Genomic DNA, 16,720 nt, shown 5'->3' with positions numbered 1-16,720 from the left:
ATAGTATAGTTTTGAAAGAACAGGAGAGAATTCTCTTAAAATCTGCTTTTTGAAATTTCAAGTTAAACCATAATTTTATGTCCACAAAACCGGCTTTTATCCAGGAACTTTCCTTACCAGCTATCGCAGCTCCCATGTTTTTAATATCGGGGCCCAAACTGGTTATTGAATGTTGCAAAAACGGAATCGTTGGTACCTTCCCCGCATTAAACCAACGTACTAGCGAAGGTTTTGAGGAATGGTTGATAGAAATAAAAACGGCCCTTCGGAAATTTGAGCAGGAAACAGGTAAAAAGGCTGCTCCATTTGGTGTAAACCTTATCGTGCATGCCACCAATCCCAGATTGGAAGCCGATGTAAAACTTTGTATAAAGCACAAAGTTCCAGTTATCATAACTTCCTTGGGCGCAGTATCAACCGTTGTTGATGCCATACATAGTTACGGTGGACTCGTATTTCACGACATTATTAAAAAAAGACATGCGGAAAAAGCAGCAGAAGCCGGAGTAGACGGACTCATATTAGTGGCGGCAGGAGCTGGCGGACATGCAGGGACCATAAACCCAATGACGCTAGTTGCCGAAATCAAAAAAATATTTCACAAGACGATTATCCTTTCCGGATGCATAAGTACCGGGCGCGATATTGCCTCCGCAATGCAAATGGGAGCTGATCTGGCTTATATGGGGACTCGTTTCATTAACACCGAAGAAAGCAAAGCATCCCCTGAATATAGAAAGATGATCATCGATGCCGGTGCCAGTGATGTGGTCTATACGGCATCCATATCGGGTGTACACGCCAACTTTTTGGGAGCAAGTTTACAGGCTGCCGGCATCACGAAAGAGGACCTAAAAAAGGATGTGAAAATAGATTTTGGAAAAGAATTGGATACCGAGGCAAAAGCATGGAAAACAATATGGTCTGCAGGCCAAGGTTCAGCGCTAATAAACAACAGCCTCCCGGTAGCTAATCTTGTAGCCAGCTTAAAAACTGAGTTTAAAACTGCCGTAGAAGAGCAAGCGAAACTTCTAGCAACCTATCCGAAAAATTAAGTTCAAGGTTCAAAGTTTTTAACTTGTCAAAAATCCACTTCAAAACAGAAATTAGGTACTTTTATCCATTTTGTAATTTAAAATTAGCCTATTAATGCCACTTGTGCCCTCCAATTATAAGCCACCTTTCTTTTTTAAAAATGGCCATTTGTCAACAATGTACGCTGGACTTTTAAGAGAAATAAACGGTCTTGTTCAATCACGGGAAAGAATACATTTACCTGATGGCGATTTTATGGATTTGGATTGGAGCTATGCTAAACAAGCCTCTAAAAAAGTAACAATCCTTCTACATGGCCTAGAAGGAAATGCACAGCGTGCCTATATACAGGGCAGTGCAAAAGCTTTAACAGAAAGTGGCTATGATGTTTGTGCAGTAAACTTTAGAGGATGTAGTGGGGAACCCAATACTACCTACCGCTCCTATCATTCGGGAGCTACTGAAGATCTGAAGGTGGTATTGGAGCATATTGTAAAAAATAAAGAATACAACAAAATTTATCTTAAGGGTTTTAGTCTTGGAGGGAATCTATTATTAAAATATTTAGGCGAAGGTAATTCCATCCCAACAGCACTTAAAGGTGCCGTGGCAATTTCCGTACCTTGCCGATTGGATGATTCTTTACGTCAATTGCTCTCTTTTAAAAATATAGCTTATGCAGCACGATTCAAAAAAAATCTGATTGAAAAACTAAGAGCCAAACAAGAATTATTCCCAACGAAAATAAGCGATAACGACATCAAGAATATTAAAACCCTTAAGGATTTTGATGACGTTTATACCAGCAAGGCTCATGGTTTTAAAGATGCGATGGACTATTACACCCAATGTAGCTCTCGCCAATTTTTAACGGGTATTTCTGTGCCTTCCTTAATTATTAACGCCCAAAATGATTCTTTTTTGGGCCTAGCATGTTATCCGACAAAGGAAGCAGAAGAAAATAAAAATGTTTATTTAGAGGTTCCCAAATATGGTGGCCATGTTGGTTTCTATGGTACCGATAATTCTACGTATTCGGAACGTAGGGCGGTCTCTTTTTTTGATGAGATAGATTGATCCCGATTTGAAGTCAACAACAAATTATAAACTAGTCTGACTTCTACAAAAACTCCAAGCAAGAAGGTGTAGATAGTTCTTGCTCATGGACATAAACTAACGTCCCGTTTTCCTTGTTTCTTTTATAGATGGTAATATTGTTACTACGCTGGTTGGCAACCAACAAAAAGTTACCACTTGGGTCTATATTAAAATTACGAGGCCAATCGCCCCTAACGTCTTCTCTCCCTATTAAAGATATGTCGCCTGTATCTTTATCAATACCAAAAATAACAATCGTATTCTCTCCCCTATTAGAACCGTATAAAAACTTGCCATCTGGCGACAAGCGAATATCCGCACAATAACTTTCCCCACTAAAGCCCTCTGCTAGGGTAGATTTGGTTTCCAACAAACTAAAAGTACCCTCGTCCGTTCGTTTGAAAACAGAGATTGTGGAATTCAGTTCATTGATTACATATAAAAAAGTAGCGTCCTTGCTAAACACAAAATGTCTAGGGCCAGCTTTTTCTGGTAATTGGAGTGTTTCTTTTTTGGAAGCAGCTATCCCACTATCCAAAAAGGGGTATGCATTGACCACATCCAAACCCAAATCGGCGACAAAAAGGGTACCATTTGAAAATAACGCAGAGTGCGCATGGGAGGTTTTGGTGGTATCCAATTTTGTGTGATCAATGACTTCCGGCTCTCCCAAACTACCATTTTCATCGGTCTTAAAAATAGAAACTGTTCCACCAGTGTAATTTGAAACGGCTACCATAGCCCCATCTTCCGAAATACCGATATGACATGGATGAGCGCCAAAACTAGATTGGGTATTCAGCTGTGTTAACTGTCCATCATTAATCTTGAAAGAGGTCACCGCGCCACTATTGCCATCAACGGTGTCGGTTTCATTTACGGCATACAGATATTTCTTATCTGGTGAAATTTTTACAAAGGACGGATTGCCAATAGCAGCGGCTAAAGTCTTTTGCGTCAATTTCCCTGTCTCTGCATTAAAACTATAGCTATATATACCTTCACCACCCTTATCGGTATAGGTGCCTACAAATAAGCGGTATGTTATATCCATTTTTTCTTTTTTACAGCTGCTAAGTCCAATTAAAAATAGACCACTTACAACTACCCATATCCATTTTAGTTTGTTCATAATTTTCAACTTTCAGCAACTAAAAATAAGTCTATTTCAATTCTTTGAAGTAATTTATCCAAGATAAATAGTGATTGGATTGAACGAAAAAACTATAATGCCTAAAATTTATAAAAGCGAAAACGAGCACAATCGAAAATAAAAAAGTTGCTTGCTAAATCTTGTCTACCATTACCTTATAGGTTGGATCTTCGATAACATTTACATCTATAATATCTTCAGCACTTGCCAGTAATCGAATACAATCCTTACTCAAATGGCGTAAATGTACCTTTTTGCCCACTTTAGCATAACGCTCCGTAATCTTGTTCAAGGCTTCTATGCCAGACATGTCCGCCACACGGCTTTCCTTAAAATCTATAATTACCTCATCCGGGTCATTGGGAATATCAAATTTTTCTGTGAACAACGTGGTAGAGCCAAAAAACAACGGGCCATATATTTCATAGTGCTTTACTCCATTATCGTCTATATATTTTCTTGCCCGAATCCGTTTTGCATTTTCCCAAGAATAGGCCAAGGCAGAAATAATAACACCCAATAAAACAGCTACGGCTAAATTATGAGTGATTGCAGTAATCAAGGTAACCAAGACCATGACCACTACGTCAGATTTAGGCATTTTACCGAAGGTTTTAAAGCTCGCCCATTCGAAAGTGCCAATAGCTACCATGAACATTAATCCCACTAAGGCCGCCATTGGCAATTGCTCAATAAGGCTGGAACCGAACATGATAAATACCAAAAGCATTATGGCTGCCGTAATTCCTGACAAACGAGCCCTGGCTCCCGAAGACGTATTGATCAAACTTTGACCAATCATAGCGCAACCACCCATACCGGATAAAAATCCAGAAAGGATATTAGCAGTTCCTTGCGCTACGCACTCTTTGTTGCTTCTACCACGGGTATCTGTAATTTCATCTATTATATTTAGGGTCAGAAGACTTTCTATGAGGCCAACTCCAGCAACAATTCCCGCATAAGGAACGATAATTTTAAAGGTCTCCCAGGTAAACGGTAATTGTGGAATAGAAAGTGGTGGGAAACCGCCTTTAATCGTTTCACCTTCGCGCATGGTGTCTGCAACAGTAAGTGTATCTACACTAAAACCAATTACGATAGCAGAAACCACGACAATAGCCACTAACGAAGAAGGTACGGCCTTGGTAAGTTTGGGAAGTCCCCAAATAATCAACATCGTTAATAATGTAAGCCCAAGCATCACGTACATGGCGCTACCGCTCAACAACTCTTCTGTTCCTTTTTGATAAAAATTAGGAAACTGCGCCATAAAAATGATAATCGCCAATCCGTTTACAAAGCCGAACATTACCGGATGCGGTACCAAACGGATGAATTTTCCTAAGCGCAAAACACCCGCTATAATTTGAAGTACCCCCGCTAAAATTACGGTTGCAAAAACATAGTTCAGAATAGTTTCCGGTTCTATTCCGGGGAAATTTCGTTTCAATTCTAAAATCAATCCAACAAAAATAACAGCCACAGCTCCTGTTGCCCCAGAAATCATTCCTGGTCTACCTCCAAGAATAGAGGTAACCAATGCTAAAATAAATGCAGCGTACAATCCTGTTAACGGAGAGAAACCCGGTATTAAGGCAAAGGCAATCGCTTCTGGAACCAAAGCCAGAGCTACCGTAAGACCGGAAAGAATTTCGGTCTTATAATCTACTTTTTGTTTGAAATCGAACAAATTAAAATACTTACGCACGCCTTATGAATTTAAGGGCGCAAAAATAGTATTATTTGTTGAGACTGACAGAAAGCTGATGATTATTAACGATTTAGCATTTTTACCATGGCTTTAATCCCAATAATTGCTCTCCCAAAGGCGATAATTTTGCAGTATTATATTTGTTCTGTTCCCATTTTCTTGGATCGCCAGGAAAAGCGTAACCTTCCGGTGCAATTCTATTTTTCCAAGAATTAATGCGCCATTCTTTCAAAGCTTTATTGTCTTCTTCCGCTGGCATCATGGAAATATATTGTGCAATACGTACTTTATCTTCAGATTTATTTGGACGTATACCGTGGGGTTCTGTGCTATTAAAAATCAATAGATCTCCTGCGTTCATTTTAACCTTGACTATTTTATCTTCCAAATCCGATATGTCCGGTTGAAAACGATCTCTATCTTCCGGTTGCGTTAATTTCCAAGAATCATAGTTTCGATAAAGCCAGGGAATACATTGAAATCCACCCATATTTTCATCATCCTGATCCGCCAATGCCAAAACCCCTTGTACATTTTGTGGACGTGTTTCTGGATCGTAATCCCAGTGAATAAATCCTTTTTTATCCACCCCGGGCGGTAAGGGGAAATTTAGGTTGGCCCTGTCTATGGTGACCCATAATTTCTCCGTACCCCATACATCTACAAAAGCATCATAAACACGTTGGGTTTGTCTATTATCCCATAAATATTGATGGTTATATACTTCTACCATTCCGGTACCGGTCAGTTCTTTCATTTGCATTTCTGCCCTTGGCGGCGCATACCAAGTAGTTTTATCCTTAGGGTCCTTTTCATCAAACTCCCATAAAAAATCTGCAGTTCGTTTTACTTGTGCCTTAGGAACTGCGTTTTTAATTACAATGTATCCATTATGAATCCAAAATTCCCAATCTTCCTCACTTAAAACACGTAATGGTTTTTGGTTTGACCGGTCGTTTAATTTCTGTTTACTGCTAGTGGCAGTTGACGGATTTCCAGGAATTTCTTCATGACCTTTATTGGCCATTTCAATCTTCGTTTCTTTTTGCTTCATGGTATGTAATTTAAAGGTATCGTTCTTATCAACAAAGCAAAACTAGTATGAAGCAAAACTCGATACTTCCTTGATATTGATATATATTTGAACAATATTATCATTATAAGGTATTAAATGCCTATTTTTAAGTCAATTTTGTTTTATTTTAGTATAAATCGAAAATAAAATATCTAAAGTAACCTATGATGAAGATTGCCCTAGAGACCATTTCACAGGTTACAAAAAGTCCATTTAGGTTACTCCACGACCCAAAACTTAGTCATCTTTTTTATTGGCATTTTCATCCCGAACTGGAGCTTGTTTATATTGAAGGCGCAAGCGCAAAAAGACATGTAGGCAATCATATTTCACAATTTGAAGGAAGTGACTTGGTACTAATCGGCCCTAACATCCCCCATCTCAATTTTGATCATGGTATTAACACCACCTACAGAAAAGAAGTGCTACACATAAAACCAAATTTCAAGGAAGACATCCTTAATGCACTTCCAGAATTGAAACAAATAGACCGTTTGTTAGAACTCTCCAGATATGGTATTGCATTCTCGGGTACAACAAAGACCGAAGTAGGTTTACTCTTAAAAGAACTTCATACTTTGGAGCCATTTGCCTTTTTTATGGCGGTACTAAATATTCTAAAACGATTGTCTGCAAGCAATGAATTTACATTACTTCACAAAACACCTTTTGTAAATAAGCACAATGAAAAGGAGCAAAAACGCTTACGTAGTATTTATGCATTTATAGACGAGCGTTATGAAAGCAAAATCACCCTAGATGAAGTGGCAAGCCTTTGTAATCTCACCAAACCTGCTTTTTGTCGTTATTTTAAAAAGAATACAGGCAGTACCTTTGTCCAGTTTTTAAACCAATACCGTGTAAGCCAGGCCAAACGTTATTTGCTTTTGGGTAAAAACGTAACCGAAACTTGTTTCTCCTGCGGATTTGAAAGCTTGTCTTACTTTAATAGAAGTTTTAAAAAGATAGTTGGTGAAAACCCGTCTTACTTTAGGAGTAAACATTCCGGAAAATGAACATAAATGTTTTATCACAAAAATATATCATTGATCGCCAATATTTTGGCGGCGGGCAAAGCTATATTGGTAACTCTCATTTAACGAAGCACTATTCGTTTAAATAAGCTTCCACAGCATCCCAGTAGCTATTAAACCCACCTTTGAACAGTCTAAATGTCAATTTTAATCTTAGGTCCTTTAATTTAGTTCGCCTTTTTAAGGAGTGAATCATTTTCTCAATCATCCATTCCTCGTCAAAACCGGACCATACCCCAGCAACGCTTATTAGGTTGAGGCCTAGCACAGGAAATACCTCATAACTATTAATTTTTTTTATTTGTTCAAGTGTATATGGGCTTTCTTTAATTACCCTTGCTATGTGTCTAAACTCGTAGGATTGCAATTCCGTATCCAAATAAAAGCTTGATAAGGCAATCCAAACGGGTCTGCGTTGCTCTATATCCACTTATTCTTTAATTATTGTTTATGTGCTTACTTTCCAGGATACTAAAATCTTAGTTACTCTCCAGTTTTTTATAAAGTTAGAAACTTTGGTAAAACTAGCTTAACTGCCCTTTCAACTGCCTCAAAAAAAGTAGGTCGTTTTCAATTTGCCATCACATATATGTAATCCGCTATTGTTCTTTTCTTTCACTATCTTACTACTTATTAACCTATTTTATCTGACGGATATATTAAATGATACGCCTTCTAAATTTAAATAAATTAATGTATAAACTACTTTGCCCATTTCTTTTTTTTCTAAACTGTTCTGTGTTCACTACTTCTGCACAAACCAACAAGAAACCAAAACTAGTAGTAGGTATTATAGTTGATCAAATGCGCTCTGACTATCTATATAAATATCAAAACAGATTTGGGGAAGATGGATTCAAAAGATTGCTAAAGGAAGGGTATAATTTCAAAAATACCAATGTAAACTACATACCTTCAGAAACGGCTCCAGGCCATGCATCAATATATACAGGAACAACACCTTCCTATCATGGTATTATAGGCAATAGTTGGTACGATCCAACAACAAAATCAATTACCGGAAGTGTCTCCGATACTCAGCAAAAACTGATAGGTTCCGTAAAAGAAAACCTTCTGGGTAGTTCTCCAAAAAATTTAATGACCTCAACAATTACGGATGAACTAAAACAAACAAGTAATTTTAAATCCAAGGTCATAAGTGTCTCTATAAAGGACAGGGGTGCTATTCTACCTGGGGGTAAGGCTGCGGATGCCGCGTATTGGCACGACTGGGAATCTAGCCCCGGCTATTTCGTAAGTAGTTCCTACTATATGAAAAGTCTACCGAATTGGGTAAAAGAATTTAACAAAGAAGAGAAATCTGATAACTATCTAAACGAAACTTGGAACACCTTATATCCAATAGAAACATATACCGAAAGCAATGCGGACGATAGTACTTATGAACCTGCTTTAAGCGGTAAAACAAGTCCTACATTTCCTTATAATTTTAAGGACATGAGATTACAATCAAAAGGCAAGGAATACCAACTTTTATGGATTTCGCCAAAAGGAAATAAGCTGCTGACCGAATTTGCAATTACCGCTTTAAAAGAAGAAAATTTAGGAAAGGATGAACATACCGATTTTCTCAGTATTAGTTATTCCGTACCAGATGTAGTTGGTCATACTTTTGGGCCGCAGTCTGTAGAAATGGAAGATATTTACTTAAGACTGGATAAAGATTTGGCGACACTATTTGCCCAGTTAGATGCCTTTATTGGTAATGACAACTATACCTTGTTTCTCACCTCAGACCACGGTGCTATTCAAAATGTAGCTTATTTAAAGGACCATAAACTTCATGCTGCCGTTGCAAGGACCACTGGGGATGCTAGGAAACTAGAAGTTTTTCTGGACAGCAAATTTGGAGATGGGTCATGGATACGTGCGGTAAATGGAAATAACCTATACCTTAAAAAAGAGACCGTTGATGAAAAAAAACTTAGTATGCCTATGGTAGAAAAAGAGGCTGCTGATTTTCTAATGAGCTCTCCTGAAGTATTCCTTGCGCTTACGGCAGATGACCTTAAAACCCAAGTGTATGAAGAAGGATTGCGAAAAACCATACAGAACGGTTATCATGTAACAAGGTCAGGGGATGTAATCGTAAGTTACACCTCTGGCACCATTATACACCCCAATCCATATATTGATTTAATGGACGTAAACGGCACCGTACATGGATCCGGTTATACGTACGACACGCAGGTCCCCATGCTCTGGATGGGCGCAGGAATTCCTAAGGGAGAATCAGTAAGGGAAGTACATCCTATAGACATAGCACCAAGTCTGTCTATGCTGCTGAATATACCGTTAACAAGTGCTTCTCAAGGCAAACCACTGTTCGAATTATTCGAGAAGTAATTACAATTACTTGACTCTTCTCTTATCCAAAATTTCAGATTTGAAAGTGCTTTCATTTCCAATAACCGTAAAGAAACTCAATAGATAGTTTTTACATGTTTGAAATTCTTTCGGGTTTTCAAAATACGTTTTATAGTCTTCCAATAAAGACATCATTTCAGATTGATTATTCAAAAACTCCTCCCTTATCAATTGCATAGTTTCATCGGATCTCTTGAATCCTCGATACAAGCGATCTGTAATTTTTTCTACATGCAACACCTCTCCTTCTATTTGAGAAACAACGGCATAACTTACATCACATAATCCGGACATATCAAAATCATAGGGAATTGGTATGGAAAACCCATCTACGAACAAAATTTTTTGGTTATGCTGGTATCCTGTAGAAAAGTCAGTGTTACCTATCATGAACTGAAAAAATGCATTACGAACAGAACTTAAAGAATCTTGCTGTAAAGGATGTATATCTCTCTTTTGTTCTTTGCCCCCGAACCTGTCTTCCAGTTCGTCAATATCCTCTATGAAAAATGCTTTTAGTTTATGTTCTATTACCTTTTTCCCTTTCTGCTCTTTCAATGTTAAATCCAATTGCCTTGTTTTAAAATGGTATGGGGAAATAATTTCAAAAAGCTTATAAGCTAATAATTCTTTAACAATATTATCGTTGGCACTGTTTTCCTTCAAACACGGGACAACAAGTTTTAGCTCTTTATTCCCCTTAAACAAGGTTCCTTTGGCATCATCTTTTTTGACCCTAATCTTAATAGGAGTAAAATAGCAATTTTTACGTCTAAAATTTCCACGTGCCCGCACCCGTACCGGTAAGGTTTTAAGGGTGTCGTTTTCCTCAATATCAGAATAAGTAACAACAAGATTAAGATACGTACTGTCATTAGTGAGTTTTTTAAGGTCTTTGTTACTATAAGACATCTGAATTGGCAATGCCGTTGAAGTTCTAAACAATTTTGAAACTTTACCAAGTTTTTTGTTCGTCTTGTTCTTTTGACCGAAGCCATATGTAGATATAAAAACGGATATTACTAGAAGACTTACATAAGTTTGTATATTTCCCATATTCGTTTAACTTTACTCGTAAAGTATTAAAAATAAAACTATTAAACTCTATCTCTCATCTTTAAATCATCGTACCCTTATAGTGGCGGTGATTTCATTGCTATCAGTTTTTGTTTGTTATCGCTATAAAATTTATTTCAAAGTAGATTTAACCCTATTGAGTATTGCAATAATTTTTCCATTGGTTTTTACCATTAGAGGATCATTTAGAAGAAGAGAAAAAGCATTAGAACATTTGAGCCAGTACCGGAGTGCTATGAAAACAATCTTTTATTTTGTTACCACGAGCAAATTATTGCCCGAAGAAGAAATTACTTTGAAAAAACTATTGCAAAACATTGAAGACAAAACCTTGACCCATCTTAAAAGCCACAGCGGGAATATTAGATATCTTGATGATGAAATTGATAAAATTTACGAATTTATATTTGATAGGAGAGAAACTATTCCAAAAAACCTAAAGGATAAACTGTTTAAATATATGTGTGATCTTCATGAGGCCATTGATAATTTAAACGGAATTCATGTGCATCGAACTCCGGCAAGTTTAAAAGCCTATTGCAAGGTATTTATCTACATTTTTCCTCTTATATACACGCCTACCATTATATTCAATATCGGGGAAAACTATAATCATTTAACTGTTTATTTTATAGTGGTACTTACTGAATTTATACTTATTTCATTGTATAACATACAAGATGATTTAGAATATCCTTTTGATGACAAAGGCTTAGATGATATAAAGCTGGATCATTTTAAAGTATTGCGATAATGATCTTTTAAAATAAAAATGCCTTTATTCAAAGAACAAAGACATTTTTCAACCAACCTAAAAACTAATTCTATTTTCTTTTTCGCTTAACGTCCATAATCGGATTCGCCGATTTTGTTCTTTTCTTAGCGACAGTGCCTTTACCAGATTTAAGATATTGCTGGTATCCCCTTCCTTTAAACTCATAGACTGTTCCGCTATCAGGATGAAATAATTCTATTGTGCTATCATTAATTACATAGAGTTCAAAATAATCGCTCCCCATAAAATCATAGTCCAGAGTCAAGGTTTTTAAACTAGCATCTCCTGCAACATCGTACACTTGGTAGTCACCTTCAAAATCCCAACGTATCGCTCCTAGGGCAGTCCCAGAAGGATCTATAGAAGAACGAAAAAATGAAGGTAAAAACTGTAAAAAATTCTCTTCGTCAAAATCGTTCAAAGCTCCTTCCTCGCTCGTATAGGATTTTTCCCATGCATCGTATTCCTGCATAAAGTAATTGATATTATCATAAAACACCATATCGTAATCAAATCTGTTCCGTTGAAATCCACGTAAAACATACGATGTATTGGAACGAACGTCTAATAATTCGATCGTGTTATTGTTTAAGGCATATACCTCTAATAACCATAGTCCGTCTGCATCATGGTCTATTTCCACAACTCCCCTAAGTGTACTATAAAAACCAACATCTATCCCTAAGCCATTTCCTGTTTTTCCAATACCTACAATGTTGTTATTAGCAATTAACACACCCCTATCAAAAGAAACGGTAAATGCTCGTTGTAAAAAAGGAACTTCTCCGTTTCCACGGGTCTCATTAATATCTACATACCATAGGTCAAAAGATTGCAATACTTGATCGGTATTAAAAGCAGATTGTTCTATAAATTGATCTTCTATAATGACCTCCGAGTAGCATGAAACTAACAAGGTCGCCATTAGAACATATCCAAAAAGTAGTTTTATTGTTTTCATGATATTTGGTTTTAGTATTATGTTAAACATAAAACAAGCACCATGCCAAATTATGTATATTGCTGATTTTCAATAGTTCATATTCTTTTGTTTTACCTATGCTTTTGAATACTTACTTTTATCCTATGGATAACGAAAAGACATTTGCCGTTTTAGGAGGAGGAAGTTGGGCAACCGCTATTGTAAAAATGTTGACTGGCAACGGACATAAAGTTGGTTGGTATATGCGTAATACCGATGCTATTCAGCACATTAAGACCCAAAGACATAATCCCAACTACCTTAGCTCGGTAGAATTTCCTAGTTCACTTTTAGATTTGTCCTCGGATATCAATAGTACCATAACATCTTACGACGTGCTCATTTTTGCTATTCCTTCCGCTTTTTTGAATACTGAACTTGAAAAGTTGACGGCTTCCTTTGATGGTAAAATCATCTTTTCTGCTATTAAGGGTATTGTTCCAGAATCTGGACTTATTGTAGGTGAACACTTTCATAGAACCTATGACGTACCTTTTGATTCTATTGGCGTACTTACAGGGCCTTGTCACGCAGAGGAAGTAGCCTTGGAACGACTTTCTTATTTGACTTTGGCATGTGCCGATCCTAAAAAGGCAGAACTGGTAGCCAACGCCTTAAATAGTGATTATATCAAAACTAAAATTTCAGACGACATTATTGGCACCGAGTATGCCGCCATGCTCAAAAATATTTATGCGATTGCCGCCGGCATTGCACATGGATTAGGATATGGTGACAACTTCCAAAGTGTATTGATGAGCAACGCTATACGCGAGATGAAACGCTTTATAAAGAAAGTGCATAAAATGAAGCGTAATATAAACAATTCAGCCTATTTAGGAGATCTTTTGGTTACTGGTTATTCTACCTTTAGCCGTAATCGCATGTTTGGAAACATGATAGGAAAAGGCTACACCGTTAAAAGCGCCCAAATGGAAATGAGTATGGTAGCCGAAGGGTATTACGCCACTAAAAGCGCCCATGACCTCATGGCGAAACTCAAGAAAAAATCTAAAACACCAATTATAAATACCGTATACCAGATTCTCTATAAAAATGGAAATGCCAAACAGCTTTTTAAGGAATTGACGGATAAATTAGATTAAACCCGTTCCATAGAAAAATCTGAATGTTCTATTAGCTCTGTTTCTAAGGCTTCTTTCCATTTTAAAATTTGCGCATCGTCGGTTTTAAAAATAGTCTTGAATTCTTTTAATACGGGTTCCATATAGGTGCGTACACTTTCAATATCAAAATATAATCTACCCGTTCTTCGGATAAAGAAATCCATAGGGTCCTGCACCATTTCATGTGCGACACCAAACTGTAGTTCTGCCAAAAGAAGCTTTGTAGGTTTATCGCCTTCTTTTCTATTTTGATAAAGCTCTAAAATTGTTTCTGTCTGCTTTCCATAATTCGTAACCAAAAACCAAGCATCGTGTTCTGTAAAACCGTCATTTTTAATGCGGTCAAATACCTCAGTTATGTACTTTTTAACGTGTTTGTATTTTTTAAATTCATTACCGCATAGTGGAATAGCCTCGGTGGCACAGGGTTTTAACTTAGTCTCATATTCCTCATCCATTTTTTTGGCTATACGGTCTACTACGCGCTCTGCCATCTTACGATAACCCGTGAGCTTGCCGCCCGCAATACTAATTAAGCCTGTATCTGAAGTAAAAATCTCGTCTTTTCGTGAAAGCTCTGAGGCAGATTTACCCTCTTCATGAATCAAGGGTCGCAGGCCAGCCCAAGAGGAGACAATATCCTCCATTTCCAAATTGATTTTTGGAAACATATTATTTACCGCAGAAAGCAGGTAGATAGCATCGGCCAAATCGGTCTGCACCTTATCCTTATCATTATTGTAATTGGTATCCGTTGTGCCTACATAAGTTACTTTTCCACGAGGAATGGCGAACATCATTCTACCGTCAGGAACATCAAAATAAACAGATTGCTTTACAGGCAGTTTTTCATACGGGAATACTAAGTGAACGCCTTTTGTCAAATGTAAACGTTTTCCTTTTTTAGAGTTGTTTACTGTTCTCAGTTCATCTACCCAAGGTCCCGCAGCACTGATGACATATTTAGTTTTGATTTTAAAGTCATCTCCGGAAAGTTCATCCTTCACGACGACCCCAGATATTTTTTTATCAGTATATAAAAAATCCGTAACCGAGGCATAATTTAACGCTGTTGCTCCAAATTGAAGGCTGGTTTTAATATTTTCTATGGTAAGCCGTGCATCATCTGTTCTATATTCCGCATAATAGCCGGCGCCCTTTAGAATCTTTTTTGGTAATAAGGGCTCCAGTTTTAATGCCTCCTTTTTTTCCAACATTTGACGTTTGTCATCTCCAGTTACCTGAGCCAAAATATCGTATACCTTGAGTCCTACTGAAGTTAGCCATTTCCCATAGGAACCATTTTCTATGAGGGGCAACAACATTTTTTCCGGCAGTACCAAGTGTGGTGCTAATTTGTGGACAATGGCACGCTCTGAACCCACCTCTTTTACCAACCAAAAATCAAACTGTTTTAAATAGCGCAATCCACCATGTATGAGTTTGGTAGATTTACTACTGGTACCCGAAGCAAAATCATTCTTTTCTACCAACGCTACTTTGAGTCCTCTCGATGCTGCGTCCAAAGCAATGCCTCCACCGGTTATTCCGCCGCCAATGACCACCAAATCAAACTCCTCTTTAGAGAGGTTCGTGATTGCTTTTGTTCTTTTTAGATTTGTAAATTCAATATTCTTCATAGCTTTTTTGTTCATTCTCTGGGCGATTCTTCATCTACCCTTTCTTCCCCCTTAATTTACTCTTCTTCCGATTAGTTCTCTTCCCAGCCTTTGCACCGTTCTACGGCTTTCTTCCATTTCTTATACAAGCGTTTTCTTTTTACCCGGTCAAAAGTAGGTTTGAAGATTTTGTTCATGGGTCTAGTTTGATCAATGTCTTCCTGTTTCCATAAACCCACCTGAATACCTGCTAAAAATGCAGCCCCCATAGCGGTGGATTCAATCACTTCTGGGCGGTGTACTTCAGTATCCAAAATATCGGCCTGAAACTGCATTAAGTGGTTGTTTGCGCAGGCACCACCATCTACCCTCAGGTTTTGTAAGGGAAGTCCCGAATCATCTTCCATTGCCTTTAAAATATCCTTTGTCTGATAGGCCAAGGATTCGAGGGTCGCCTTTGCCAAATGTGCCTTTCCTGTATCGCGGGTAAGTCCAAAAATAGCCCCACGGGCATACATATCCCAATGCGGTGCTCCAAGACCTGCAAAAGCCGGGACCACATAAACAGAACTTTCACCATGAACAGAATCAGCCAAAGCTTCGGTTTCTTTCGCATCCTTAATTATTTCTAGTCCGTCCCTAAGCCATTGTATCGCAGCGCCAGCAATAAAAACACTGCCTTCCAGCGCATAGTGGACCTTACCATCCAATCCGTAGGCAATGGTCGTCAACAATCCATTTTTGGAAAATTGAGGTTCTTCTCCTGTGTTCATTAACATAAAACAACCGGTACCATAGGTATTCTTCGCCATACCTTTTTTAAAACAAGCTTGACCGAATAAAGCGGCCTGCTGATCTCCTGCAATTCCTGTAATAGGTATTTTTACACCATCTATTTCGTAATCTCCAAAATGATAGGCAGAAGGTTTCACCTCTGGTAGCATCCGTTCTGGAATTTCAAGTTCTTTTAATAAGCGTTGGTCCCATTCCAAGTCTACTATATCATAAATCATAGTACGCGAGGCGTTGGTATAATCCGTAACATGTTTTTCTCCCTTGGTCATATTCCATACCAGCCAACAATCTATGGTACCCATTAATAGGTCTCCGTTTTTGGCCTTAGCCCTTGCACCGGAAACATTGTCTAAAATCCATTTCACCTTAGTAGCTGAAAAATAGGAGTCAATGACCAATCCTGTTGTTTGTCTTACATGCTCCGTGAGACCTTCGCTTTTTAAATGCTCACAGATATCTGCCGTACGTTTATCCTGCCACACTATGGCGTTGTATATTGGTTCACCGGTATGTTTGTTCCAAACGACGGCAGTCTCGCGCTGGTTGGTGATGCCAATAGCTTTAATTTCCGAAGCATTTACCTTTTGTTCGGACAATAATTCTTTTAAAACACCCAATTGGGACGCTACTATTTCATTAGCATCATGCTCTACCCAACCTGGTTTCGGAAAAATCTGTTGAAACTCTTGCTGTACCATTCCTTGAATGTTCCCAGCTTCATCTACAAGAAGTGCTCGGGAACTCGTGGTGCCTTGATCTAAAGAAACAATGTATTTTTTTGACATAACTTTTAAGGATAAGAACTTAAATATACCCTTAAAAAACCCGAATTCAAAAGAGAAATTTTA

14 protein-coding genes are annotated in these 16,720 nt (G+C 37.9%); 6 read left to right on the top strand and 8 right to left on the bottom strand.

Annotated elements, in window-relative coordinates:
* Positions 1 to 77 precede the first annotated feature (77 nt).
* On the top strand, positions 78 to 1,055 hold the full coding sequence (locus tag MS6x_RS11355; RefSeq protein WP_482602083.1) for an NAD(P)H-dependent flavin oxidoreductase: 978 nt from the start codon (positions 78 to 80) through the stop codon (positions 1,053 to 1,055).
* A 94-nt stretch (positions 1,056 to 1,149) separates the two neighbouring features.
* Positions 1,150 to 2,112, top strand: coding sequence for a YheT family hydrolase (locus MS6x_RS11350; RefSeq protein WP_482602081.1), 963 nt, complete (start codon positions 1,150 to 1,152; stop codon positions 2,110 to 2,112).
* A 43-nt stretch (positions 2,113 to 2,155) separates the two neighbouring features.
* Here the strand turns inward: MS6x_RS11350 and MS6x_RS11345 are convergent, their stop codons facing one another.
* The 3 genes from MS6x_RS11345 to MS6x_RS11335 form a co-directional block, all read right to left on the bottom strand.
* A complete protein-coding gene (locus MS6x_RS11345; RefSeq protein ID WP_482602079.1) occupies positions 2,156 to 3,265 on the bottom strand; it encodes a lactonase family protein in 1,110 nt (369 codons plus the stop codon).
* Positions 3,266 to 3,419: 154 nt separating this feature from the next.
* Positions 3,420 to 4,997, bottom strand: a complete 1,578-nt coding sequence (locus MS6x_RS11340) for a SulP family inorganic anion transporter (RefSeq protein ID WP_482602077.1) — start codon at positions 4,995 to 4,997, stop codon at positions 3,420 to 3,422.
* An 82-nt stretch (positions 4,998 to 5,079) separates the two neighbouring features.
* Positions 5,080 to 6,054, bottom strand: coding sequence for a phytanoyl-CoA dioxygenase family protein (locus tag MS6x_RS11335; RefSeq protein ID WP_482602075.1), 975 nt, complete (start codon positions 6,052 to 6,054; stop codon positions 5,080 to 5,082).
* A gap of 185 nt (positions 6,055 to 6,239) precedes the next feature.
* Here MS6x_RS11335 and MS6x_RS11330 point away from each other — a divergent pair, with 185 nt between their 5' ends.
* A complete protein-coding gene (locus tag MS6x_RS11330) occupies positions 6,240 to 7,091 on the top strand; it encodes a helix-turn-helix transcriptional regulator (RefSeq protein WP_482602073.1) in 852 nt (283 codons plus the stop codon).
* 91 nt (positions 7,092 to 7,182) lie between these two features.
* Here the strand turns inward: MS6x_RS11330 and MS6x_RS11325 are convergent, their stop codons facing one another.
* A complete protein-coding gene (locus tag MS6x_RS11325) occupies positions 7,183 to 7,539 on the bottom strand; it encodes a DUF7079 family protein (RefSeq protein WP_482602071.1) in 357 nt (118 codons plus the stop codon).
* A gap of 308 nt (positions 7,540 to 7,847) precedes the next feature.
* Between MS6x_RS11325 and pafA the strand changes: the two genes are divergently transcribed.
* On the top strand, positions 7,848 to 9,476 hold the full coding sequence (pafA, locus tag MS6x_RS11320; RefSeq protein ID WP_482602069.1) for an alkaline phosphatase PafA: 1,629 nt from the start codon (positions 7,848 to 7,850) through the stop codon (positions 9,474 to 9,476).
* A gap of 6 nt (positions 9,477 to 9,482) precedes the next feature.
* On the opposite strand, the gene MS6x_RS11315 is transcribed toward pafA, so the two are convergent.
* Complete coding sequence (locus MS6x_RS11315; RefSeq protein ID WP_482602067.1) at positions 9,483 to 10,553, bottom strand: hypothetical protein; 1,071 nt, start codon at positions 10,551 to 10,553, stop codon at positions 9,483 to 9,485.
* A gap of 256 nt (positions 10,554 to 10,809) precedes the next feature.
* On the opposite strand from MS6x_RS11315, the gene MS6x_RS11310 reads away from it, so the two are divergent.
* Positions 10,810 to 11,328 carry a hypothetical protein gene (locus MS6x_RS11310; protein ID WP_482602065.1) on the top strand — a complete coding sequence of 173 codons (519 nt, stop codon included), beginning with the start codon at positions 10,810 to 10,812 and terminating at the stop codon, positions 11,326 to 11,328.
* 70 nt (positions 11,329 to 11,398) lie between these two features.
* Here the strand turns inward: MS6x_RS11310 and MS6x_RS11305 are convergent, their stop codons facing one another.
* Positions 11,399 to 12,310 carry a nicotinic acid mononucleotide adenyltransferase gene (locus MS6x_RS11305; protein WP_482602063.1) on the bottom strand — a complete coding sequence of 304 codons (912 nt, stop codon included), beginning with the start codon at positions 12,308 to 12,310 and terminating at the stop codon, positions 11,399 to 11,401.
* Positions 12,311 to 12,435: 125 nt separating this feature from the next.
* On the opposite strand from MS6x_RS11305, the gene MS6x_RS11300 reads away from it, so the two are divergent.
* On the top strand, positions 12,436 to 13,437 hold the full coding sequence (locus tag MS6x_RS11300) for an NAD(P)H-dependent glycerol-3-phosphate dehydrogenase (protein WP_482602061.1): 1,002 nt from the start codon (positions 12,436 to 12,438) through the stop codon (positions 13,435 to 13,437).
* Here the strand turns inward: MS6x_RS11300 and MS6x_RS11295 are convergent.
* Together MS6x_RS11295 and glpK are read right to left on the bottom strand one after the other, a co-directional pair.
* Positions 13,434 to 15,098, bottom strand: coding sequence for a glycerol-3-phosphate dehydrogenase/oxidase (locus MS6x_RS11295; RefSeq protein WP_482602059.1), 1,665 nt, complete (start codon positions 15,096 to 15,098; stop codon positions 13,434 to 13,436). The two genes, MS6x_RS11300 and MS6x_RS11295, sit on opposite strands and share 4 nt — an antisense overlap.
* Before the next feature lie 71 nt (positions 15,099 to 15,169).
* On the bottom strand, positions 15,170 to 16,657 hold the full coding sequence (gene glpK, locus MS6x_RS11290) for a glycerol kinase GlpK (protein ID WP_482602057.1): 1,488 nt from the start codon (positions 16,655 to 16,657) through the stop codon (positions 15,170 to 15,172).
* Between the last annotated feature and the right edge of the window lie 63 nt (positions 16,658 to 16,720).

The sequence above is a fragment of the Maribacter sp. MS6 genome (assembly GCF_056839185.1).
The sequence above is the reverse complement of the archived record's forward strand: the minus strand, read 5'-3'. Positions and strand labels throughout refer to the sequence as shown.